The 20,753-nt window shown below is 69.1% G+C and carries 19 protein-coding genes and 1 tRNA gene; 13 read left to right on the top strand and 7 right to left on the bottom strand.

Going from position 1 to position 20,753, the window contains the following annotated elements; genetic code table 11:
- The first annotated feature begins 5 nt into the window (after positions 1-5).
- The 7 genes from AC067Z_RS04455 (at position 6) to AC067Z_RS04425 (ending at position 5,737) form a co-directional block, all read left to right on the top strand.
- Positions 6-76: transfer RNA gene (locus tag AC067Z_RS04455), tRNA-Gln, on the top strand.
- A 109-nt stretch (positions 77-185) separates the two neighbouring features.
- Positions 186-1,634 (top strand): bifunctional UDP-N-acetylglucosamine diphosphorylase/glucosamine-1-phosphate N-acetyltransferase GlmU, encoded by a 1,449-nt coding sequence (gene glmU / locus AC067Z_RS04450; protein WP_478787923.1) that lies wholly within the window; start codon positions 186-188, stop codon positions 1,632-1,634.
- Positions 1,635-1,743: 109 nt separating this feature from the next.
- Entirely contained in the window at positions 1,744-2,721 is a 978-nt protein-coding gene (locus AC067Z_RS04445) for a ribose-phosphate diphosphokinase (RefSeq protein ID WP_478787922.1), read from the top strand.
- 229 nt (positions 2,722-2,950) lie between these two features.
- On the top strand, positions 2,951-3,547 hold the full coding sequence (locus AC067Z_RS04440; RefSeq protein WP_478787921.1) for a 50S ribosomal protein L25/general stress protein Ctc: 597 nt from the start codon (positions 2,951-2,953) through the stop codon (positions 3,545-3,547).
- A gap of 105 nt (positions 3,548-3,652) precedes the next feature.
- Positions 3,653-4,246: an aminoacyl-tRNA hydrolase gene (pth, locus tag AC067Z_RS04435; protein ID WP_478787920.1), complete on the top strand. Its 594-nt coding sequence runs from the start codon at positions 3,653-3,655 to the stop codon at positions 4,244-4,246.
- Positions 4,247-4,355: 109 nt separating this feature from the next.
- A complete protein-coding gene (locus AC067Z_RS04430) occupies positions 4,356-4,826 on the top strand; it encodes a hypothetical protein (protein ID WP_478787919.1) in 471 nt (156 codons plus the stop codon).
- 251 nt (positions 4,827-5,077) lie between these two features.
- Positions 5,078-5,737, top strand: coding sequence for an LPXTG cell wall anchor domain-containing protein (locus tag AC067Z_RS04425; RefSeq protein ID WP_478787918.1), 660 nt, complete (start codon positions 5,078-5,080; stop codon positions 5,735-5,737).
- Positions 5,738-5,806: 69 nt separating this feature from the next.
- Here AC067Z_RS04425 and ppc read toward each other — a convergent pair whose 3' ends face one another.
- Entirely contained in the window at positions 5,807-8,536 is a 2,730-nt protein-coding gene (gene ppc / locus AC067Z_RS04420; protein ID WP_478787917.1) for a phosphoenolpyruvate carboxylase, read from the bottom strand.
- A 215-nt stretch (positions 8,537-8,751) separates the two neighbouring features.
- On the opposite strand from ppc, the gene AC067Z_RS04415 reads away from it, so the two are divergent.
- From AC067Z_RS04415 to AC067Z_RS04405, 3 genes are all read left to right on the top strand, one after another.
- Entirely contained in the window at positions 8,752-9,762 is a 1,011-nt protein-coding gene (locus AC067Z_RS04415) for an acyl-CoA desaturase (protein ID WP_478787916.1), read from the top strand.
- Positions 9,759-10,445: a TetR/AcrR family transcriptional regulator gene (locus AC067Z_RS04410; RefSeq protein WP_478787915.1), complete on the top strand. Its 687-nt coding sequence runs from the start codon at positions 9,759-9,761 to the stop codon at positions 10,443-10,445. Before AC067Z_RS04415 ends, AC067Z_RS04410 begins: the two co-directional genes overlap by 4 nt.
- A 207-nt stretch (positions 10,446-10,652) precedes the next feature.
- Positions 10,653-12,434, top strand: coding sequence for an FG-GAP-like repeat-containing protein (locus AC067Z_RS04405; RefSeq protein WP_478788056.1), 1,782 nt, complete (start codon positions 10,653-10,655; stop codon positions 12,432-12,434).
- Between the two features lie 75 nt (positions 12,435-12,509).
- On the opposite strand, the gene AC067Z_RS04400 is transcribed toward AC067Z_RS04405, so the two are convergent.
- Positions 12,510-12,872, bottom strand: coding sequence for a VOC family protein (locus AC067Z_RS04400; protein ID WP_478787914.1), 363 nt, complete (start codon positions 12,870-12,872; stop codon positions 12,510-12,512).
- Positions 12,872-13,693, bottom strand: coding sequence for a trans-aconitate 2-methyltransferase (locus tag AC067Z_RS04395; protein WP_478787913.1), 822 nt, complete (start codon positions 13,691-13,693; stop codon positions 12,872-12,874). Before AC067Z_RS04395 ends, AC067Z_RS04400 begins: the two co-directional genes overlap by 1 nt.
- A gap of 131 nt (positions 13,694-13,824) precedes the next feature.
- Between AC067Z_RS04395 and AC067Z_RS04390 the strand changes: the two genes are divergently transcribed.
- Positions 13,825-14,322 carry a MarR family winged helix-turn-helix transcriptional regulator gene (locus AC067Z_RS04390; RefSeq protein ID WP_478787912.1) on the top strand — a complete coding sequence of 166 codons (498 nt, stop codon included), beginning with the start codon at positions 13,825-13,827 and terminating at the stop codon, positions 14,320-14,322.
- Here AC067Z_RS04390 and AC067Z_RS04385 read toward each other — a convergent pair.
- The 4 genes from AC067Z_RS04385 to galT all read right to left on the bottom strand — a co-directional run bounded on the left by AC067Z_RS04385 (position 14,281) and on the right by galT (position 18,467).
- Complete coding sequence (locus AC067Z_RS04385) at positions 14,281-15,045, bottom strand: LuxR C-terminal-related transcriptional regulator (RefSeq protein WP_478787911.1); 765 nt, start codon at positions 15,043-15,045, stop codon at positions 14,281-14,283. The two genes, AC067Z_RS04390 and AC067Z_RS04385, sit on opposite strands and share 42 nt — an antisense overlap.
- 313 nt (positions 15,046-15,358) lie before the next feature.
- On the bottom strand, positions 15,359-16,462 hold the full coding sequence (gene galK, locus AC067Z_RS04380; RefSeq protein ID WP_478787910.1) for a galactokinase: 1,104 nt from the start codon (positions 16,460-16,462) through the stop codon (positions 15,359-15,361).
- The gene (galE, locus tag AC067Z_RS04375) at positions 16,459-17,427 is read right to left on the bottom strand and encodes a UDP-glucose 4-epimerase GalE (protein WP_478787909.1); all 969 of its coding nucleotides are present in this window, start codon (positions 17,425-17,427) and stop codon (positions 16,459-16,461) included. Before galE ends, galK begins: the two co-directional genes overlap by 4 nt.
- Complete coding sequence (gene galT, locus AC067Z_RS04370) at positions 17,424-18,467, bottom strand: galactose-1-phosphate uridylyltransferase (RefSeq protein WP_478787908.1); 1,044 nt, start codon at positions 18,465-18,467, stop codon at positions 17,424-17,426. Before galT ends, galE begins: the two co-directional genes overlap by 4 nt.
- Before the next feature lie 239 nt (positions 18,468-18,706).
- On the opposite strand from galT, the gene AC067Z_RS04365 reads away from it, so the two are divergent.
- Both AC067Z_RS04365 and AC067Z_RS04360 read left to right on the top strand, forming a co-directional pair.
- A complete protein-coding gene (locus AC067Z_RS04365) occupies positions 18,707-20,377 on the top strand; it encodes a sodium:solute symporter family protein (protein ID WP_478787907.1) in 1,671 nt (556 codons plus the stop codon).
- 22 nt (positions 20,378-20,399) lie between these two features.
- Positions 20,400-20,672 (top strand): hypothetical protein, encoded by a 273-nt coding sequence (locus AC067Z_RS04360; protein ID WP_478787906.1) that lies wholly within the window; start codon positions 20,400-20,402, stop codon positions 20,670-20,672.
- The last annotated feature ends 81 nt before the right edge of the window (positions 20,673-20,753 follow it).

Here is a 20,753-nt window from a genome sequence, read left to right as displayed (position 1 = left end):
ATTTATCCCGGGTCGTCTAATGGCAGGACAAATGGTTTTGGTCCATTGAATGAGGGTTCGATTCCTTCCCCGGGAGCCCTTGGCGCGGGTCCTGACCTCTCCGGTCAGGACCCGCACTCGTTTCCTCCCCGAAACCCCCCGGTATCCTTCGGGATGTCCACCACCCGAAGCCGAAGGGCATACCCGTGAGCGCCAATCGCCCGGCAGCCGTCGTCGTTCTTGCAGCGGGTGAGGGCACCCGCATGAAGTCGAAGACCCCCAAGGTCCTGCACGAAATCGCCGGGCGTTCGCTCGTCGGACACGTCGTCTCCGCGGCACGCGAACTGGAGCCCGAGCAGCTCGTCGTCGTCGTGGGGCACGCGCGGGAGCAGGTCGAGGCGCACCTCGGTGCGCACTACGCGGGCACCCGTACCGCTTTCCAGGCCGAGCAGAACGGCACCGGCCACGCGGTCCGCATGGGGCTCGAGGAGCTCGGCGGGGAGCTGCGCGGAACCGTGGTCGTCGTCTGCGGTGACACCCCCTTGTTGTCCGGTGACACGCTTGCCGTGCTGGCCGCGACGCACGACGCCGACGGCAACGCGGTGACGGTGCTGACGGCCGAGGTGCCGGACTCGACGGGCTACGGGCGGATCGTGCGCGACGCGGCGACGGGCGCTGTGACCGCGATCGTCGAGCACAAGGACGCCACCGACGAGCAGCGTGCGATCCGTGAGATCAACTCCGGGGTGTTCGCGTTCGACGGGCAGCTGCTGGCCGATGCGCTGAAGAAGGTGCGGACGGACAACAGTCAGGGCGAGGAGTATCTGACCGACGTGCTCGGCATCCTGCGGGAGGCGGGGCACCGGGTCGGCGCCTCGGTCGCGGGCGATCATCGCGAGATCCTGGGTATCAACAACCGCGTGCAGCTGGCGGAGGCTCGCCGGCTGCTGAACGACCGGCTGCTGGAGCGGGCCATGACGGCCGGGGTCACGATCGTCGACCCGGCGTCGGTGTTCGTGGACGTGACGGTGACGTTCGAGCCGGACGCGCTGGTGCACCCCGGCACGCAACTGCTGGGTATCACGCACCTGGCGGAGGGCGCGGAGGTCGGCCCGAACACGCGGCTGAAGGACACCGTTGTCCACGCGGGCGCCCGCGTGGACAACACGGTGGCCGATTCGGCGGAAGTCGGCGCGGGTGCGTCGGTGGGCCCGTTCGCCTACCTGCGGCCCGGGACGAAGCTGGGCGCGAAGGGCAAGATCGGTACGTACGTCGAGACGAAGAACGCGACGATCGGCGAGGGCACGAAGGTGCCGCACCTGTCGTACGTGGGCGACGCGACGATCGGTGAGTACTCGAACATCGGCGCTGCGAGCGTGTTCGTGAACTACGACGGCGAGAAGAAGCACCACACGACGATCGGGTCCCACTGCCGTACTGGCTCGGACAACATGTTTGTGGCTCCTGTCACGGTCGGGGACGGTGCCTACACCGCCGCGGGCTCTGTCATCACGAAGGATGTGCCGGCGGGTTCGCTGGCCGTCGCCCGTGGCCAGCAGCGGAATATCGAGGGCTGGGTGGCCCGCAAGCGTCCCGGTAGTGCTGCCGCGCAGGCGGCTGTGGCAGCAACGGAGCACGTCGCCGAGGAGAACTGACCGGAAACGGGTGCGTCGAACTCGGCGTACCGTGATACGTGCACACAAATTCGGCTGGCTCGCGCCCAGGACTTCCGCGGCCAGGGAACACGTCTGAGGAGACAGTGCTGTGACCGGGATCAAGACGACCGGCGAGAAGAAGCTGATGCTCTTCTCCGGCCGCGCCCACCCCGAGCTGGCCGAGGAGGTTGCACACCAGTTGGGTGTCGGCCTCGTCCCGACGAAGGCTTTCGACTTCGCCAACGGTGAGATCTACGTCCGTTTCCAGGAGTCCGCGCGCGGCGCGGACTGCTTCTTGATGCAGAGCCACACGGCTCCCATCAACAAGTGGATCATGGAACAGCTGATCATGATCGATGCTCTGAAGCGGGCTTCGGCCCGGAGCATCACCGTGATCATCCCGTCCTACGGCTACGCCCGGCAGGACAAGAAGCACCGCGGCCGTGAGCCGATCTCGGCCCGCCTGATCGCGGATCTGCTGAAGACGGCGGGCGCGCACCGCATTCTCACCGTGGATCTGCACACGGACCAGATCCAGGGCTTCTTCGACGGCCCGGTGGATCACCTGTCGGCGCTGCCGGTCCTCGCGGACTACGTGGGTGCCAAGGTCGACCGGAACAAGCTGACGATCGTGTCCCCCGACGCGGGCCGTGTGCGGGTCGCCGACCGCTGGTGCGACCGGCTGGACGCGCCGCTGGCGATCGTGCACAAGCGCCGTGACAAGGACGTCGCCAACCAGGTGACGGTCCACGAGGTCGTCGGTCAGGTCAAGGGCCGCGTGTGCGTGCTGGTCGACGACATGATCGACACCGCGGGCACGATCTGCGCGGCGGCCGACGCGCTGTTCGCGAACGGTGCCGAGGACGTCATCGTGACGGCGACGCACGGCATCCTGTCGGGCCCGGCCGCGGACCGGCTGAAGAACTCGAAGGTGAGCGAGTTCGTTCTGACGAACACGCTGCCGACGCCGGGCGAACTGGAGCTCGACAAGATCAGGGTGCTGTCGATGGCGCCGACGATCGCGCGCGCGGTGCGTGAGGTCTTCGAGGACGGTTCGGTGACGAGCCTGTTCGAGGAAGAGGCGTAATCCTCCCCAGGGCATCACGAGAAGGGCCGTCCCACGGATCGCGGGGCGGCCCTTCTCCGTGTCCGGATGATCCATTTGGGAGCTCGGGGGCCGCTGGGTAGACTGTCGAAGTTGCTCGGCGAGGGAGACCGCATCTTGCGGTGGTCCGTTATCGACGCGCTCTTCGTAGCAGGCCTGTCGTGGCCGGGTGACCGCCACCAGTTTCTGCATCTGTATACGAGGAGTGCACATGTCCGAGGTGAAGCTCGCCAGCGAGATCCGGACCGAGTTCGGCAAGGGCGCCGCCCGCCGCGTCCGTCGCGAGAACAAGGTTCCCGGCGTTCTGTACGGTCACGGCACCGAGCCGGTCCACATCACCCTTCCGGGCCACGAGCTGCTGCTCGCCCTGCGTACGCCGAACGTCCTGCTCGCGCTGGACATCAACGGCAAGAACGAGCTGGCCATCCCGAAGGCCGTGCAGCGCGACCCGCTAAAGGGCTTCCTGGAGCACGTCGACCTGCTGCTCGTGAAGCGCGGCGAGAAGGTCACCGTCGAGATCCCGGTCCACACCGAGGGCGACCTGGCCCCGGGTGCGTTCCTGCTCGAGCACGTGCTGAACGCCCTGCCGGTCGAGGCCGAGGCCACGCACATCCCCGAGTCCGTCTCGGTCTCCATCGAGGGCCTGGAGGCCGGTGCCTCCATCCTCGCGAAGGACATCACGCTGCCCAAGGGCACCACGCTGGCCGTCGAGGACGACACCGTCGTCCTGCAGATCCTGGCCGCGCAGGCCGAGGAGCCTGCCGCCGAGGCCGCCGAGGGCGAGGGTGAAGAGGCCGCCGAGGCCTGAGCCGTAAGCTCTGTCGGAGCTTGACGACTTGATACGGGGTGGCGGGCTGCGGCGCGCCACCCCGTTTCCCTTTTCACGGCCGTCCTACGAGGAGACGCAGCGCTGATGTCCGACCCGAACGCACCGTGGCTGATCGTGGGTCTCGGCAACCCCGGACCCGGCTATGCCGCGAACCGGCACAACGTGGGCTTCATGGTCGCGGACCTGCTCGCGGAGCGCGTGGGCGGCTCGTTCAAGCGCGCGCAGAAGACGCAGGCGCAGGTGCTGGAGGGCCGGATCGGCGCCCCGGGTCCCTCGAACCGGCGGGTGATCCTGGCGAAGCCGATGTCGTACATGAACCTGTCCGGTGGCCCGGTGACGGCGCTGCGGGACTTCTACAAGGTGCCGACGGCGAACATCGTCGCGATCCACGACGAGCTGGACATCGACTACGGAACGCTGCGGCTGAAGCTGGGCGGCGGTGACAACGGGCACAACGGGCTGAAGTCGATGACGAAGGCGATGGGCGCGGACTACCACCGGGTGCGCTTCGGGATCGGCCGCCCGCCGGGCCGGATGCAGGTTGCGGACTTCGTGCTGAAGGACTTCTCGTCGGCGGAGCGCAAGGAACTGGACTACTTCGTGGACCGTGCGGCGGACGCGGCGCAGGCACTGGTGATCGAGGGGCTCGAGCGGGCTCAGGGCACGTACAACTCCTGAGCCACGCGTCGGCCGGCACGTCCGCGGACCGTTGAGTGATCCGGTTGCCCGGCTTCGCTGACCAGCGAGAGTTGACCTTCAGTAGCACCATGGCCAAGGATCGCGGCCCATGAAGCGGAATACCTCCGGCCGGATGCTGACCCGTGCGCGAATGGCGGCCATGGCGCTCGTCGCCGCGCTGCTGCTGGTCGCGGGCTTCTGGGCGTCGTGGCGCGATGCCCAGCACATCCTGCTCTCGAAGGGCCGCGAGCACGGCACCCTCGCGGTGTCCCGCTGCGACGACAAGGTCTGCACCGGCACGTACGTGCCGAGGGACCCGTCACCGGACCGTACGAAGGTCACCATCGAGAAGTCGGTCGCGGTGAAGAAGGGCGAGACGCTCGCCGTCGTCCTGAAGCCGGGCACGGCACAGGCGGTGCGCACCGGACCCGCCGGCGGGATGTACGCATGGCTGCCGCTGGGCGGCGCGCTGTTGCTGGCGGCGCTGGTGATCGGTGGCGGGATGCGGCTGACACGGGTGGCATGGGCGTCCGCGTGCGCGGGCGGTGCGTTGCTGGTGGCCTCGTTCCTGGCGCTCTGATCTCCGGGTCGGCGGGAGGTGAGAAGGCGGATCGCGGGTCCCTTTCGGGCAATGGCGGCGACAGCCGATCAGGGGGCTCACCAGTGAAGTGCCGTTCCGGAACGCCTCATTCACCTGATCGTTATGCGGACTATCCGGACGGACGGTCATCGTTGCCGCGGATGGGACACCACGCGTCTTGACCGGTGAGGGCCCCGGCCAGGACGCTGAGCCGCCCCCCACGGCACCCCTTCTCCCCTCATGGACTGCCCATGCGCACCCTTGTCCCCAGCGCCGTCCTTGCCACGGGCGCGGCGTTCTCGCTGATTACCGCTCCCTCCGCGTACGCCACCCCGCCCGGCGACAACGGCACCGTGAAGATCCACGACGCCGCGACCGGCGAGGAACTCCGCAGAAACGAGCCGAAGGTCTGCTCGTTCTACCTCGACGCCTTCGGTTTCGACGCCGGTCAGCAGGTCGACTGGCACATTGAGGCCTGGGCGAACAACGATCTCGCCAAGGGCGGGACGGTGAAGTCCGGTTCGCTCACCCTCGACGCCGATGGCCATGAGCGCACCGCCGACATGACGCTGCCCGACGGCCAGTACAAGCTGTTCTGGACCTTCGAGGGCGAGCACGGCAAGGCCAAGCACAAGGTCTTCAAGACCGACTGCGAGGACGAGCCCGGCGAGCCGAGCGGGAAGCCCGGCGAGGAGCCCTCCGCCCCCGCCGAGGAGGAGCCGTCGTCCCCGGCAGCCTCCGAGCCCGCGGCAGCACCGTCCAGCCCGGCGGCGTCGCCGAACGGCTCGCCCGGTGACCTCGCCGAGACCGGCAACGGCGCACCGCTGGGCGTGCTGGCGACGGTGGCCGCGGCGCTGGTCGCCGGTGGCGGCTACCTGCTGGCCCGCCGCCGTACGGCACGTCAGCACTGAGCCCGGCATGACGGTGCCCCCTGTCGGAACCGGGTTCCGGCAGGGGGCACCGTCGTGCGGCCGTGCGGCTCAGCCGGTGTTGCGCAGGCCGGCCGCGACGCCGTTGACGGTGAGCAGCAGGGCGCGGGCCAGCAGCGGGTCCGCCTCCTTGCCGAGTTCGGCCGCGTCGCGCTGCCGCTTGAGGAGTGCGACCTGGAGGTAGGAGATCGGGTCCAGATAGGCGTCCCGGATGCCGAACGTCTGCTGGAGCACCGGGTTGGAGCCCAGCAGTTCGTCGTTGCCGGTCAGCCTCAGCACCTCGCTGACGGTGAGCGCGTGCTCGGCCTCGATCGCCTCGAAGACGTGCTTGAGGTGATCGGGCACAAGGGTGTCGACGTAATGGCGGGCGATCCGCAGGTCGGTCTTGGCGAGCGTCATCTCGACGTTGGCCAGGAAGTTGCGGAAGAAGTGCCACTGCTCCTGCATCTCGTCGAGCACCGTGTCCAGACCGGCCTCGCGAAGCGCCTTGAGTCCGGAGCCGACACCGAACCAGCCGGGCACGATCTGCCGCGACTGGGTCCAGCCGAAGACCCACGGGATGGCGCGCAGTCCGTCGAGCCCGGCGCCGGAGTCGGGGCGGCGCGAGGGCCGCGAGCCGAGGTGGAGCTCGGCGAGCTGGTCGACGGGCGTGGCGGCGAAGAAGTACGCGGGCAGGTCCGGGTCCTCGACGAGCCTGCGGTACGCGGCGTGGGCGGCGTCGGAGACCGTGTCCATGGCCGCGTCCCAGCGGGCGAGTGCCTCGTCGGACTGGCGGGGCGCCGTGTGCAGGGCGGACGCCTGGAGGGTGGCTGCGACCGTCAGCTCCAGGTTCTCCCTGGCCAGTGACGGGATGAGGTACTTGTCGGAGATGACCTCGCCCTGCTCGGTGACCTTGATCTCGCCTTCGAGCGTGCCCCACGGCTGGGCGAGGATCGCGTCGTGCGAGGGGCCGCCGCCGCGGCCGACGGTGCCACCACGGCCGTGGAAGAGCCGCAGCCGGACGCCGTGCCGGTGGGCGACGTCGCGCAGCCGGCGCTGGGCCCGGTGGATCTCCCACTGGCTGGTGGTGATGCCGCCGAACTTGCTGGAGTCGGAGTAGCCGAGCATGACCTCCTGGACGTCGCCGCGCAGCGAGACGAGACGCCGGTAGGAAGGGTCGGCGAGCATGCCGTCGAGGATGACGTCGGCGGCCTTGAGCTCGTCGGTGGTCTCCAGCAGCGGCACGATGCCGATCTTGGCCCAGCCGGCGTGGAGGTCGATGAGCCCGGCCTCGCGGGCGAGGACGGCGGCGGCGAACACGTCGTCGGCGCCCTGGCACATCGAGATGATGTACGACTCGATGACCTCCGGGCCGAACCGTTCGAAGGCTTCCTTGACCGTGTGGAAGACGCCGAGGGTCTTCTGTCCGGCGGCGTCGAGCGGCGCCGGGGTGGGCGCGAGCGGACGGCGGGAGCGCAGCTCCTTGGCGAGCAGCTTCTGCCGGTAGTCGCGCGGCATGTCGGCGTAGCGCCAGGACTCCTCGCCGAGCCGGTCGAAGAGCTGGCCGAGTGCGTGGTGGTGGGCGTCGGCGTGCTCGCGCACGTCCATCGTGGCGAGCTGGAGGCCGAACGCGGACAGGGTGCGGATGACGCGGTCCATGCGACCGTCGGCGAACAGTCCGCCGCGGTGTGCGCGCAGCGAGGTCTGGATGACGGTGAGGTCGGCGATGAGCTCGGCGGTGCCGAGGTAGTCGCGGCCGTCCTCGTGCGGGGTGCCCTTGGCCAGGCGCTCACGGGTGTTGACGAGCTTCTGGCGGATGCAGGTGGCCTTGAGCCGGTAGGGCTCCTCCGCGTTGAGGCGCTTGTAACGGGGGCTGATCTCGGGCAGCCGCTCCAGGTCGGTCGCCAGGGAGGAGAGGAGCTCCTCGGTGGCGCCCGCGTAGCGGATGGAGTTGGAGAGCAGCCCGCGCAGGTAGTCGATGACGTCGATGGCGTCCGTGATGCCGTGCTCGTGCTGGAGGATCAGGACTTCCCAGGTCACGGCGGGGGTGACGTTGGGGTTGCCGTCGCGGTCGCCGCCGATCCAGGTGCCGAAGGTCAGCGGCCGGGTGCCGGCCGGCAGCTCGACACCCACCCGTTCCAGCTCGGCGGCGAGATCCTCGAGCACGTCGCCGACGGCACCCGCGTGCAGCTCGTCGAGGTAGTAGATGGCGTTGCGCGCCTCGTCGGCCGGCTCGGGGCGTACGACACGCAGCTCGTCGGTCTGCCAGATGAGGTCGATGTGCTCGGCCAGTCGCAGATCGTGACGGCGCCGGTCGGCGGCGATGACCGGCTGCTCCAGGAGCTCGGCGATGCGGCGGAGCTTGTTGAGCACCGAGCGGCGGGCGGCCTCGGTCGGGTGGGCGGTGAAGACCGGCCGGACGTTGAGGTTCCTGACCGTCTCGCGCAGATGCTCGGGGTCCGCGTCCTTGAGGCGGTCCGCGGTACGGGACAGGAGCCCGCCCTCGGCCGCCCGTCGCTCGCGCATCTCGTGGCCGCGGTGCACCTGCTCGGTGACGTTGGCCAGGTGGAAGTACGTGGAGAAGGCGCGGACCAGCTTGGCCGCGGTCTCCAGGTCGGTGTCGCCGAGCAGCTCGGCTGCTGCCTCACCGTCGGTGCGCGTCAGGGCACGGACCCGCTCGACCAGGTCGAGAAGCTCGGGACCTTCCTGGCGGACGAGGGTCTCGCCCAGAAGATCGCCCAGTCGGCGGATGTCGGCACGAAGTTCGGCGCTGGCGGTGGGGGTCTGGTCGGCACTGCTCACAGGTGCGGCTCCTTGCAGTGTTTGAGCACGTCTGGAGGGGTACTGGAGGCTTGCGGACCGCGCTGTCCGACGACACACAGGATAGGTGTCCATTTCCCTGACGTTGTCCCCAGGTCTCTTGCCGCGAAGCCGGGCACTGCCATACTTACGTCGCCGTAGGTTACGGTCCCGTAGCCACGCCATTCCCCATCTCTCCCCACCCCCAGGGAACCCTTATGACCAGTAGTCCCGATGTGCTGGACGACGCCGACAGGTCGCCGTCCGCCGACGCGCCGACCGCCACACTGGGCGGGGACAGCAAGCGGTCGATCGAGCAGATCGCCCTGCTCCTGTTCATCACGGTGCCCTTCCTCGCACTGCTGGCCGCGGTCCCGCTGGCGTGGGGCTGGGGTGTGAGCTGGCTCGATCTCGGGCTGCTCGTCGCGATGTACTACATCGGCTGCCACGGCATCACGATCGGATTCCACCGCTACTTCACCCACGGCTCCTTCAAGGCCAAGCGCCCGCTGCGGATCGCGCTCGCGGTCATGGGCTCGCTCGCGGTCGAGGGGCCGCTGGTGCGCTGGGTGGCCGACCACCGCAAGCACCACAAGTTCTCGGACGCGGAAGGTGACCCGCACTCGCCGTGGCGGTTCGGCGAGAGTGTCCCCGCGCTGATGAAGGGCCTGTGGTGGGCGCACATCGGCTGGATGTTCGACGAGGAGCAGACTCCGCAGCACAAGTACGCACCGGATCTGATCAAGGACCCGGCGCTGCGCCGGATCTCGCGCGACTTCGTGTGGTGGACGGTGCTGTCGCTCGCGATCCCGCCGCTGGTGGGCGGCCTGGTGACCATGTCCTGGTGGGGCGCGTTCACCGCGTTCTTCTGGGGCTCGCTGGTGCGTGTGGCGCTGCTGCACCACGTGACCTGGTCGATCAACTCGATCTGCCACGCGGTGGGCAAGCGCCCCTTCAAGTCGCGTGACCGGTCGGGCAACGTGTGGTGGCTGGCCGTGCTGTCGTGCGGCGAGTCCTGGCACAACCTGCACCACGCCGACCCGACGAGCGCCCGGCACGGGGTGCTGCGGGGCCAGGTCGACTCCAGCGCCCGGCTGATCCGCTGGTTCGAGCTGGCGGGCTGGGCGTACGACGTGCGCTGGCCGGAGCAGTCCCGTATCGAGGCCCGCCGGGTGGATGCCGACCGCGACGAAGCCCGCCGCAAGAGCGCCACCGTCGACGCGGCATGATTGACGGCGTGGCGAGTGACGGCGGTACGAGCGCGGACAAGGCCCGGTCGTCGGGCGGCAGGCGGGCCCGACGGGTGCGGATGACCGGTGCCGAGCGCCGGGAGCAGTTGCTGGACATCGGCCGCACCCTCTTCGCCGAAAAGGGCTTCGAAGGCACCTCGGTGGAGGAGATCGCGGCCAAGGCGGGTGTGTCCAAGCCGGTGGTGTACGAGCACTTCGGGGGCAAGGAGGGCCTGTACGCCGTCGTGGTGGACCGCGAGATGCGCCAGCTGCTGGACATGGTGACGGGCGCGCTCACGGCGGGCCATCCGCGCGAGCTGCTGGAGCAGGCCGCCTTCGCGCTGCTGGACTACATCGAGACGTATACGGACGGCTTCCGGATCCTGGTGCGCGATTCGCCGGTCGCCCAGTCGACGGGCACGTTCGCCTCACTGATCAGCGACATCGCCACCCAGGTCGAGGACATCCTCGGCATGGAGTTCAAGAACAGGGGCTTCGACCCGAAGCTCGCTCCCCTGTATGCACAGGCTCTGGTCGGCATGGTGGCGCTGACGGGCCAGTGGTGGCTGGACGCGCGCCGGCCGAAGAAGGCAGAGGTCGCGGCCCATCTGGTGAATCTGGCGTGGCACGGCCTGGACGGTCTGGAGCCGAAGCCGCGCCTGATAGGCCACCGCAAGAGCTGACGGGAGCGGCGGGCAGAAATGCTCGCCCTTTCCGTACATCCCTTGTTCCCTCCTGGTCGTCTAATCCGATGCCTGTCCTGTGTGACGGGACGGTAAGATCCGGCTTTCCGGGATGAGTCCCCCGCAAGTGCGCAACTGGCGCTACTGGGCGCGGACTTGTTCATTCCCGGCATCACGACTTTTCCCCAGGGGGGGACTTTGACATCAGTGGATTCCGGCCGCCCTGCCGTCGTTCGCCGCAGAGCGGCGCGCCGGGTCGCGGCCTGCACGGCTCTGGCCGTGTCCGCGGGCATGCTGCTCGCGCTCCCGGCGCAGGCGGACGACATCCGGCCGCCTGGCCGGTCTGTGGAGAAGCCCGCCGTCGAGCTGGAGCTGCCGAGCCTGGAGCTGCCCGGCCGTGATCAGCCGAACCCCGCCGCGGCGGCACAGGAGAATCGATCCTCCGCCAAGGCACTGGACCCCGACGCCCCGCTCGCCGCTCCGCGCAGCGACATCGACGGCGACGGCTGGTCGGACATGATCTACAAGGGGGCGGACGGGCAGGTCTATGTCTCCACGGGCAACTCCGAGCCGTACCCCTACCTCATCGACGACGGTGTGCACGCGTCGGACGGCCAGGAGTACAAGGACATCTTCTCGGCCGCGGGGCTCCGCGGCCCCAATGCCGTGACGTTCACGCTGACGGCCGCGGGTCGCCTCACCGCCTATGTGAACGAGAGCGGCTGGGCGAGCGCCTACTGGTCCGGCACGGGCTGGCAGCAGTTCAACAAGGTGTTCTCGCCGGGTGACCTGACCGGTGACGGCGCCGGTGACGTGCTTGCCCGCAATTCCGCCGGTGACCTGTTCCTGTACCCGGGCACACCCGACGGCGCCGAGCCGCTGGGCGCGCGGATCAAGGTCGGCTCCGGCTGGGGCGTCTACGACCAGCTCGCCGGCATGAACGATGTGAACAACGACGGCATCGCCGACCTCTTCGCCCGCAACACCGCAGGTGAGCTGTTCTTCTACAGCGGCACCGGGGAGGCCTCCCGCCCGTTCAAGGGCAAGGTCAAGGTCGGCAGCGGCTGGAACATCTACAACGCGCTGTTCAGCCTCGACGACCTCGACGAGGACGGCAACGCCGATCTGTACGCGCGCGCGGCCAACGGCGACCTGTACCAGTACAACTCCACGGCCACCGGCGCGTTCCTGCCGAGGGTGAAGGTGGCGAGCGGCTGGAACAGGAACGTCAGCCAGTTCGCGAACGCGAGCAACAACCCGGCGTGGGGCAAGGACGGGATGTTCGCCCTCGACACGCAGGGCACGCTCTACCACTACTACGACGAGAACAACGGCCTGTTCGCCCCGCGTTACAAGGCCAGCGACGTCGGCGGCTGGAAGAGCGCGAAGATCACGTATGTCTCGTCGCTCGACGACAACGGGGCCGCGGACCTGTTCGAGGTCTACGACGGCACGCTCTACAACTACAGCCACAAGTCGGGGATGCAGACCATCGGCAGCGGCTGGGGTGTCTACAACACCCTCGTCGGCCCCGGTGACCTGTCCGGCGACGGCAAGGGCGACCTGATAGCCCGCGACGGCTCGGGCGTCCTCTACCTCTACCGCGGCAACGGCACCGGCAGCGGCTTCGCCACCAAGCAGCGGATCGGCAGCGGCTGGAGCCAGTTCAACATCCTCGTCGGCGCGGGTGACGTCGACGGCGACGGCCGGGCGGACCTGATCGCCCGCGCCAAGGACGGCAACCTGTACCTGTACGCGGGTACCGGCTCCGCCACGGCCCCGTTCAAGGCCAAGAAGCTGATCGGCGCCGGCTGGAACACCTACAACCGCTTCGCGGCTCCGGGCGACATCACCGGTGACGGCAAGGCCGACATCGTGGCCCGTAACTCCGCGGGTCAGCTGTACGGCTACGAGGCGAACGGCACCGGCGGCTTCAAGGCCAAGAAGCTGATCGGCACCGGCTGGAACACCTACACCAGCCTGCACTGATCCCTCGGGATCCCGCCCCACCACCGGCGCCCCGCCGCGGTCCTCCCGCGGCGGGGCGCTCGTGCGCGACGGGGCTCATCGGGAGGCCTCCAGAAACTCCAGCCTGTTCCCCACCGGATCGTCGGAGTAGAACCTCCTGTGCCCCGGCAGGTCCTCGTCCCACACGACCTTCGCGCCGTGCGTCTCCAGGCGTGCGGCGTACGCCTCGATACCACTGACCCGCAGCCCGGGATGGGCCTTCCTCGCGGGCCGGAAGTCCGCCTCGATGCCCAGGTGCAGCTGAACGGTGCCGACCTGGAACCAGCAGCCGCCCCTGGCCGCGAGGACCGGTGGTTTGGGGATCTCGGTCATCCCCAGGGCATCCACGTAGTAGGCGCGCAGGGCGTCCTCGGAGCCGGGCGGCGCGGCCAGCTGGACGTGGTCGACGGCGGTGAGCATCACGAGACCTTCCGGGCGACCGCGAAGATCCGGCGGAACGGGAACACGGTGCCGTGCGGGCCCGGCGGATAGGCCTTGCGCAGCAGTTCCCGGTACTGATGCAGGAATTCCGCCTCGGCCGCGGGGTCTTCGGCGAGTTCGGTGAGCACGGGACGCAGGGCGGTGCCCTTCACCCAGTCCAGCACGGGGTCCTCGCCGCCGAGGAGCTGCAAGTACGTCGTCTCCCAGGCGTCGGTGTCGCATCCGAGGTCGGCGAGCCGGACGAGGTACTCCGCGGGATCCAGGATGTGGACATAGCGTCGGCCGTGGTCGCCGAGGCGGGAACGCCACTGCGGGGTCTCGCACAGTTCCCCGAGAAGGGCATGGCTGGGGGCGGTGAAATTGCCCGGCACCTGGAAGGCGAGCGTGCCGCCGGGCGCGAGGCCGTCCACCCAGACGCGGAAGGACTCGGGGTGGTTGGGCACCCACTGCAGGGCCGCGTTGGAAACGATCAGGTCGTACGGTTCGTCCGGGGTCCAGTGCGCCGCGTCGGCGGGCCGGAAATCCAGCCATCCCCCGCCCGCGGTGGCGCCGGCGTGGTCCTTCTCGGCCTGGGCGAGCATCTCGCGGGAGAGATCGAACCCGGTGATGTGGGCGTCGGGCCAGCGGTCGGCGAGCAGCGCGGTGACGTTGCCGGGACCGCAGCCGAGGTCGGCGATGCGGGCCGGACGGCTGCCGGAGGGCAGCTGAGGAATGCGGGCGAGCATGTCCAGGAAGGGGCGAGTGCGATGCCCGGCGTGGCGCAGGTACTGGTGTGGGTCCCAGGTGGGTACGGAATACACGTTCGAGTCCCCCTTGCAGGAAATATCAGGCCGAGACAGAGCGGTTCCGGCCCGACCCTGCCCAATAGTCAAGCAGAATATATCTTGACGTCAAGAGACTTCATGTCGAGGGACCCTCTACACTGATCGACATGGAGGACGAGGTCGATCGATTGGTCGCAGCATGGCGCCGTGAGCGCCCCGACCTCGACGTGGAACCGCTCGAGGTGCTCAGCCGTGTCTCCCGGCTCGCCCGCCATCTCGACCGCGCCCGTCGGCTCGCCTTCGCCGAGCACCAGCTCGAACCGTGGGAGTTCGACGTACTGACCTCCCTGCGGCGTGCCGGCGCCCCCTACCAGCTCTCCCCCGGCCAGTTGCTCACCCAGACCCTGGTCACCTCCGGCACGATGACCAACCGCATCGACCGGCTCGCCAAGAAGAACCTGGTCGAACGACTGCCGGACCCCAGCGACCGGCGCGGGGTCCTGGTGCGGCTCACCCCCGAGGGACGGGATCGGGCGGACCAGGCACTGGCCGGTCTGCTCGCCCAGGAGCGCGCCATCCTCTCCGAGCTGTCCCGCGCACAGCGCGCCGAACTGGCCGGACTGCTACGCCAGTTGACCGCCCCGTTCGACAACATCCCCAGCTAGGTCGACAGGTCCCACGCCTGCTCGGCGGGCGAGGGCGACCGCGGCCAGCGTGGAGTGGACGCCGAGCTTCCCCAATACGTTCTGCATATGCGTCCGAACGGTGTGCGGAGACAGAAAGAGGCGCTCGGCCACGGCTTTGCGCCCCAGGCCCGCAACCATGCACCGCAGTACCTCCCGCTCACGCGGGGTCAGCGACTCGACGAGTTGCTCGCTCTCGGTCCGGTGCTTGCGCGCGGCGGTCAACTCCCGCAGGACGCCGGTGAGCAGGGCGGGCGACACATGCGTCTCGTCGCGCAGCACTCCCCGGATGACGGCGAGCAGCCGCTGCAGCGAACAGTCCTTGGCGATCCAGCCCGAGGCCCCCGCCTGCAGCGCGAGCGCGGCCCGGCCTGCATCGTCCTTCTCGGCCAGCACCACGGACCGTACGGCGATCCCCAGCGAACGCACCCCCGACACCAGCGAGATCCCGTCCACGAACCCCTCACCACCACTGTCGGGCACACCCCGCGGTGCGGGCACCGAGGCGGCGTCGCCCAGATCGGCATCGACGAGCATGACGTCGAAGCGCCGACCGTCGCCTGCCGCCCGCTCCAGGCAGCGCAGGGCCGCGGGCCCACTGCCTGCCGCGGCGACCTCGACATCGGGCTCGGCGGCGAGAGCCGCGGCGAGCGACTCGGCGAAGATTCGGTGGTCGTCCACGACCAGCACCCGGATTCGAACCACAGACACCCCCAGTGTCGGAGGACGCACGGCGCGGCTACGGCGACCCGGAGTCGAAGGCCCAGCGCATCGCACGGCCGCCGCCGTGCTCTCACTGATACCCCGCCCCGGGCGCCGTACCCAACGGTGTCGCCCCCTGATCAACACCGGCCCCCACCGGTGTTGTGCATCAGAGTACGGACGGGTGGCTGCAGCGGAAGGCTATTTGCAGAACTGATCGCCCTGGGTGTTCATGGTGTGACGCATGTTCCGGATCGGGACGGAAGTCGACCGGGTCGGCCCCCGCAGCGGCGGCGATCCGGCCCGAACACCCGTCTCAGGAAAGACGCTTCGCTCCTGCCGACGGCACCGCTGTGAACACCCGGGGCGTGTCCAGGGACTGCGCGGCGAACGCCTCCAGGACCGACTTCGTCACCGTCGCCGCCGCCGACGACTCCGTCAGCACGATCGCCGAGCCGCCGAAGCCGCCGCCCGTCATCCGCGCGCCCAGCGCGCCGGCGGCCAGCGAGGTGTCCACCACCAGGTCCAGTTCGCGGCACGAGATCCGGAAGTCGTCCCGCAGCGAGGCATGTCCTTCGGTCAGGACCGGTCCGATCGCACGGAAGTCACCCGCCTCCGCGAACCCGATCACCCGCTCCACACGGTGGTTCTCGGTGACGATGTGGCGCACGAGGCCACGCACGTCCGTGTCGTCCAGGCGGGCCAGCGCCTCGCCCAACTCCCCGTACCCGACGTCCCGCAGCACGGCGACGCCGAGCGCCGCCGCGCCCGCCTCGCAGCCCGCGCGGCGCTTGCCGTACTCCCCCTCGCTGTGGGCGTGCTTCACACGGGTGTCGACGACGAGGAGTTCGAGGCCGTGGGCGGCCAGGTCGAAGGGGATCTGGCGCTGGGACAGGTCCCGGGTGTCCAGATACAGGGCGTGCCCCTCGGTGCAGCACGCCGAGGCCGTCTGGTCCATGATCCCGGTGGGGGCGCCGACATAGGCGTTCTCGGCGCGCTGGCACAGGCGGGCCAGACGCGGGCGCTCGAGGCCCAGTTCGTACAGGTCGTTCAGGGCGAGGGCGGTGACGACCTCCAGGGCGGCGGACGAGGACAGTCCGGCGCCCGTGGGCACGGTCGACGCGAAGTGGAAGTCGGCGCCGCCGACCGCGTGGCCGGCCTCGCGCAACGCCCAGACCACGCCCGCCGGATAGTCGGTCCAGCCGCCCGCGCCGCCCGGCGCGAGCGCGTCGACGCGCAGTTCGACCGGGCCGTCGTCGACGTCGGCGGAGTGCAGCCGCAGCACGCCGTCGTCGCGGCGTGCCACGGTCGCCACCGTGGTGTGCGGCAGCGCGAACGGCATCACGAACCCGTCGTTGTAGTCGGTGTGTTCACCGATCAGATTCACCCTGCCGGGGGCTGCCCACACACCGTTGCTCATGACGCGTTTTCCCTCCCGCGGGCGAATGCCCAGGCGTCGGACACGATGCCGGCCAGGTCGGCGCGGCTCGGTTGCCAGCCCAGGCGAGCCTGGGCGGCGGCTGCTGAGGCGACGAGGACCGCCGGGTCGCCGGCGCGGCGCTCGGCCACGACCTCGGGAACCGGGTGACCGGTGACCTTGCGCACGGTCTCGATGACCTCGCGCACGGAGAAGCCGTTGCCGTTGCCGAGGTTGCAGATGAGGTGCTCGCCGGTGGTCGCGGCGTCCAGCGCGAGCAGATGGGCCTCGGCGAGGTCGGCGACATGGATGTAGTCGCGGACGCACGTGCCGTCGGGCGTCGGGTAGTCCCCGCCGAAGACGGAGATGGACTCGCGCCTGCCGAGTGCGACCTGCAGGACCAGCGGGATGAGGTGCGACTCGGGGTCGTGGCGCTCACCGCAGTCGCCGTACGCCCCTGCCACGTTGAAATAGCGCAGGGACACGGCGGCGAGCCCGTGGGCGGCCGCCTCGCCGCTGATCATGTGGTCGACCGCGAGCTTGGAGGCGCCGTACGGGCTCGTGGGGGCGGTCGGGTCGGACTCCGTGAGGGGGGTGGAGACCGGCTCGCCGTACGTCGCGGCGGTGGACGAGAAGACAAGGGTGCGCACACCGGCGGAGCGCATGGCGTCCAGGAGGAGCATCGTGCCGCCGACGTTGTTCGCCCAGTACTTCTCCGGCTTGGCGACCGACTCGCCGACCTGCGAGAACGCCGCGAAGTGCAGCACCCCGTCGTAGCTGGGGTCCAGCCAGGAGGCCGCGTCCTGAATGCGGCCCTCGATGAACTCGGCGCCCGCCGGAACCCCCTCGCGGAACCCGGTGGAGAGGTCGTCGAGGACGGTCACCCGGTGGCCGGCCTCCAGAAGGTGCTGCGCCACCACACTGCCGACATAACCCGCACCGCCTGTGACCAGGTACTTCTTGCTCACTCGCTCGCTACCTCTCGCAGTCGCTCGGCCGCGGCTTCCGGCGGCACGTCGTTGATGAACACGCTCATACCGGACTCGGAACCCGCGAGAAACTTCAGCTTGCCGGAAGTGCGGCGGATGGTGAAAAGCTCGAGATGCAGGGCGAACTCCTCCCGCCCGGCGCCGGTGAACGGCGCCTGGTGCCAGGCGGCGATGTAGGGCGTGGGCGGTTCACCGCGGCCGAAGATCCGGTCGAAGCGCCTCAACAGTTCCAGATGGATCTGTGGGAACTCTGTGCGCGCCGCGTCGTCGAGCCCCCGCAGGTCGGCCACCCGGCGCTTCGGGTACAGGTGCACCTCGTACGGCCAGTGCGCCGCGTACGGCACGAAGGCGACCCAGTGTTCGCCCTCCAGCACTGTCCGGACGCCTTCGGAGAGTTCGCGCGCGACGACGTCGTCGAAGAGATTGCGGCCGGTGGCCTCCCGGTGCTCCGCCGCCGAGCGCAGCATCAGCTCGGTGCGCGGGGTGACGAACGGGTAGCCGTAGATCTGCCCGTGCGGGTGCTGGAGGGTCACACCGATCTCGGCGCCGCGGTTCTCGAAGCAGAAGACCTGCTGGACGCCGGGGAGTTCGGCGAGTTCGGCGGTGCGGTCGGTCCATGCCTCCAGGACGAGTGCCGCCTGCTCCTCGGTGAGGTCGGCGAAGGAGGCCTCGTGGTCGGAGGTGAAGCAGACGACCTCGCAGCGGCCGGAGCCGCCGGCGAGGGAGGGGAAGCGGTTCTCGAAGACGACGACGTCGTAGTCGGCGGACGGGATCTCGCTGAAGCGGCCTTCCCGTGAGGGGCAGAGCGGGCACTCGTCGGCGGGCGGGTGGTAGATGCGGCCCTGGCGGTGCGAGGCGATGGCGACCGAGTCGCCGAGGAGCACGTCGTGGCGGATCTCCGAGGTGGTGGAGATGGCGTCGAGGGGCCGCCGGTCGACGGCGTCGCGTACGGCGTCGTCCCGGGAGTCGTAGTAGAGCAACTCACGACCGTCGGCGAGCCGGGTCGACGTCTTCTTCACGCGGAGCTCCCTCAGCCACTCCCCATCCAACAGAACCGCACATAACAAATCACAAGCCAACAGGGCGCGTCAATGGTCATGCCATGAATGCCCACCTCGGGGCACTGCAGGGCATATCCGGCAGCCCACCCCTCACTCCCCATCACAATCAAACAAAGAACATCAACAGAAGTGTTCAGTTTCTGAACATCGACGCGTAGGTTCCGGTCAGATCAGTTCACGCAACGAAGCGAGTACGCATGCACTACCTGGCCGACGGGCTCCGGCTCCCCACGAACGGGCTCGACTACGCGATCCTGGCGATCTACTTCGCCGTCGTCCTGGGCATCGGCTTCGCCGCCCGTGCCAGCGTCAGGACCAGCCTCGACTTCTTCCTCTCCGGGCGTTCACTGCCCGCCTGGGTCACCGGCCTCGCCTTCGTCGCCGCCAACCTCGGCGCGACCGAGATACTCGGCATGGCGGCCACCGGCGCGCAGTACGGCGTCGCGGTCGTCCACTGGTACTGGATCGGCGCCATCCCGGCGATGGTCTTCCTCGGCCTGGTGATGATGCCGTTCTACTACGGCTCCAAGGTCCGTTCGGTCCCCGAGTTCCTGCTCCAGAGATTCGACAGGTCCGCACATCTGCTGAGCTCGGTGCTGTTCGCCTTCGCCGCGATCCTGATCGCCGGCGTCAACCTCTACGCCCTCTCCATCGTCGTCGAGGCCCTGCTCGGCTGGCCGCAGTGGATCTCCATCGTCGTCGCCGGGCTGTTCGTCCTCGCGTACATCACCATCGGCGGCCTGTCCTCCGCGATCTACAACGAGGTGCTGCAGTTCTTCGTGATCCTCGCGGCGCTCATCCCGCTGACGCTCCTCGGGCTCAAGCGGGTCGGCGGCTGGGACGGACTGACCGGATCGCTGGAGAAGAGCCACGGGGAGGACTTCCTCACCGCCTGGGGCGGCACCGGCATCGGCGACCCCAACCCGCTCGGCGCCAACTGGCTCACCATCGTCCTCGGCCTCGGCTTCGTACTGTCCTTCGGATACTGGACGACCAACTTCGCCGAGGTGCAGCGCGCCCTGTCCGCGAAGAACCTCTCCGCCGCCAAGCGCACCCCGCTGATCGCCGCGTTCCCGAAGATGTTCATCGTGTTCCTGGTGATGATCCCGGGCCTCGTCGCCGCCGTCCTCGTACCGAAGATCGGCACCGCGGGCTCCGACCTCACCTACAACGACGCCGTCCCCCTGCTGATGCAGGAACTGCTGCCCAACGGTGTGCTCGGAATCGCCGTCACCGGTCTGCTCGCCGCGTTCATGGCCGGCATGGCGGCGAACGTGTCGTCCTTCAACACCATGTTCACGTACGACATCTGGGCCAAGTACGTGAAGAAGAACCGCGACGACCGGTACTACCTGCGCTTCGGCCGGCTGATCACGGCGATCGGCGTGCTGTGCTCCATCGGCACCGCCTTCCTCGCCTCCAGCTTCTCCAACATCATGGGCTACCTGCAGACCCTCTTCTCCTTCTTCAACGTGCCGATGTTCGTCGTCTTCATCATCGGCATGTTCTGGAAGCGGGCCTCCATGAAGTCCGGTGTCTGGGGCCTGTTCGCGGGCACCACGGCCGCGATGGTCAACTACTTCGTCGTCTACAAGCAGGGCATCGTCGACATCCCGTCCGAGCAGGGCGCCAACTTCGTCTCCGCGATCGTCGGCTTCGCCGCCGGCGCGGTCGTGATGGTCCTGGTCACCCTCTTCACCGCGCCCCGGCCCGAGGCCGAACTCGCCGGTCTCGTCTACGGCACGAAGTCGCCGGACATGGAGGAGGCACCGGCCGAGGGCGACGACGCCTGGTACCGCAGGCCCGCGCTCCTGGGCTGGGGCGCGATCGTCCTCGCCGCCGCCTGCTACATCCCCTATTCCTTCTGACCGATCGGAGGCCCCAACAACCATGTCCGACCTGCATCGCGAAGTCTCCGAGCTGGAGCGCAAGTCCGCCACCGCGGCCCGGCTCTTCGACATCCGCCGCATCATCGGCGGCCTGTTCACCCTCTACGGCGTCATCGTCACGACCGCGGGCGTGTTCGCCTCCGACGCGGACCTGAAGAAGGCGCAGGGCGTCAACATCAACCTGTGGACGGGCCTCGGGATGCTCGCCCTCGGGCTGTTCTTCCTCGTCTGGCTGAGGCTGCGGCCCACCGTGCCGCCGATACCCGCCGAGTAGGTCCTGTCCGGGCGATCTTCGAGGATCAGCCCGCGGCGTCGGATGCATGGGGCCTCCCCGGCCCGCCAGGGCCGAGGGGAC

The sequence above is a fragment of the Streptomyces sp. NPDC043812 genome (assembly GCF_056436245.1).
The sequence above is the reverse complement of the archived record's forward strand: the minus strand, read 5'-3'. Positions and strand labels throughout refer to the sequence as shown.

Bases quoted from the DNA above. Each gene is read 5' to 3' on its own strand.
- galK (WP_478787910.1), bottom strand. From the start codon at position 16,462: ATGAGCAACGGTGTGTGGGCAGCCCCCGGCAGGGTGAATCTGATCGGT.
- AC067Z_RS04415 (WP_478787916.1), top strand. From the start codon at position 8,752: ATGACCAGTAGTCCCGATGTGCTGGACGACGCCGACAGGTCGCCGTCC.
- AC067Z_RS04410 (WP_478787915.1), top strand. From the start codon at position 9,759: ATGATTGACGGCGTGGCGAGTGACGGCGGTACGAGCGCGGACAAGGCC.
- pth (WP_478787920.1), top strand. From the start codon at position 3,653: ATGTCCGACCCGAACGCACCGTGGCTGATCGTGGGTCTCGGCAACCCC.
- AC067Z_RS04365 (WP_478787907.1), top strand. From the start codon at position 18,707: ATGCACTACCTGGCCGACGGGCTCCGGCTCCCCACGAACGGGCTCGAC.
- AC067Z_RS04360 (WP_478787906.1), top strand. From the start codon at position 20,400: ATGTCCGACCTGCATCGCGAAGTCTCCGAGCTGGAGCGCAAGTCCGCC.
- AC067Z_RS04425 (WP_478787918.1), top strand. From the start codon at position 5,078: ATGCGCACCCTTGTCCCCAGCGCCGTCCTTGCCACGGGCGCGGCGTTC.
- AC067Z_RS04440 (WP_478787921.1), top strand. From the start codon at position 2,951: ATGTCCGAGGTGAAGCTCGCCAGCGAGATCCGGACCGAGTTCGGCAAG.
- AC067Z_RS04430 (WP_478787919.1), top strand. From the start codon at position 4,356: ATGAAGCGGAATACCTCCGGCCGGATGCTGACCCGTGCGCGAATGGCG.
- AC067Z_RS04400 (WP_478787914.1), bottom strand. From the start codon at position 12,872: ATGCTCACCGCCGTCGACCACGTCCAGCTGGCCGCGCCGCCCGGCTCC.
- AC067Z_RS04390 (WP_478787912.1), top strand. From the start codon at position 13,825: ATGGAGGACGAGGTCGATCGATTGGTCGCAGCATGGCGCCGTGAGCGC.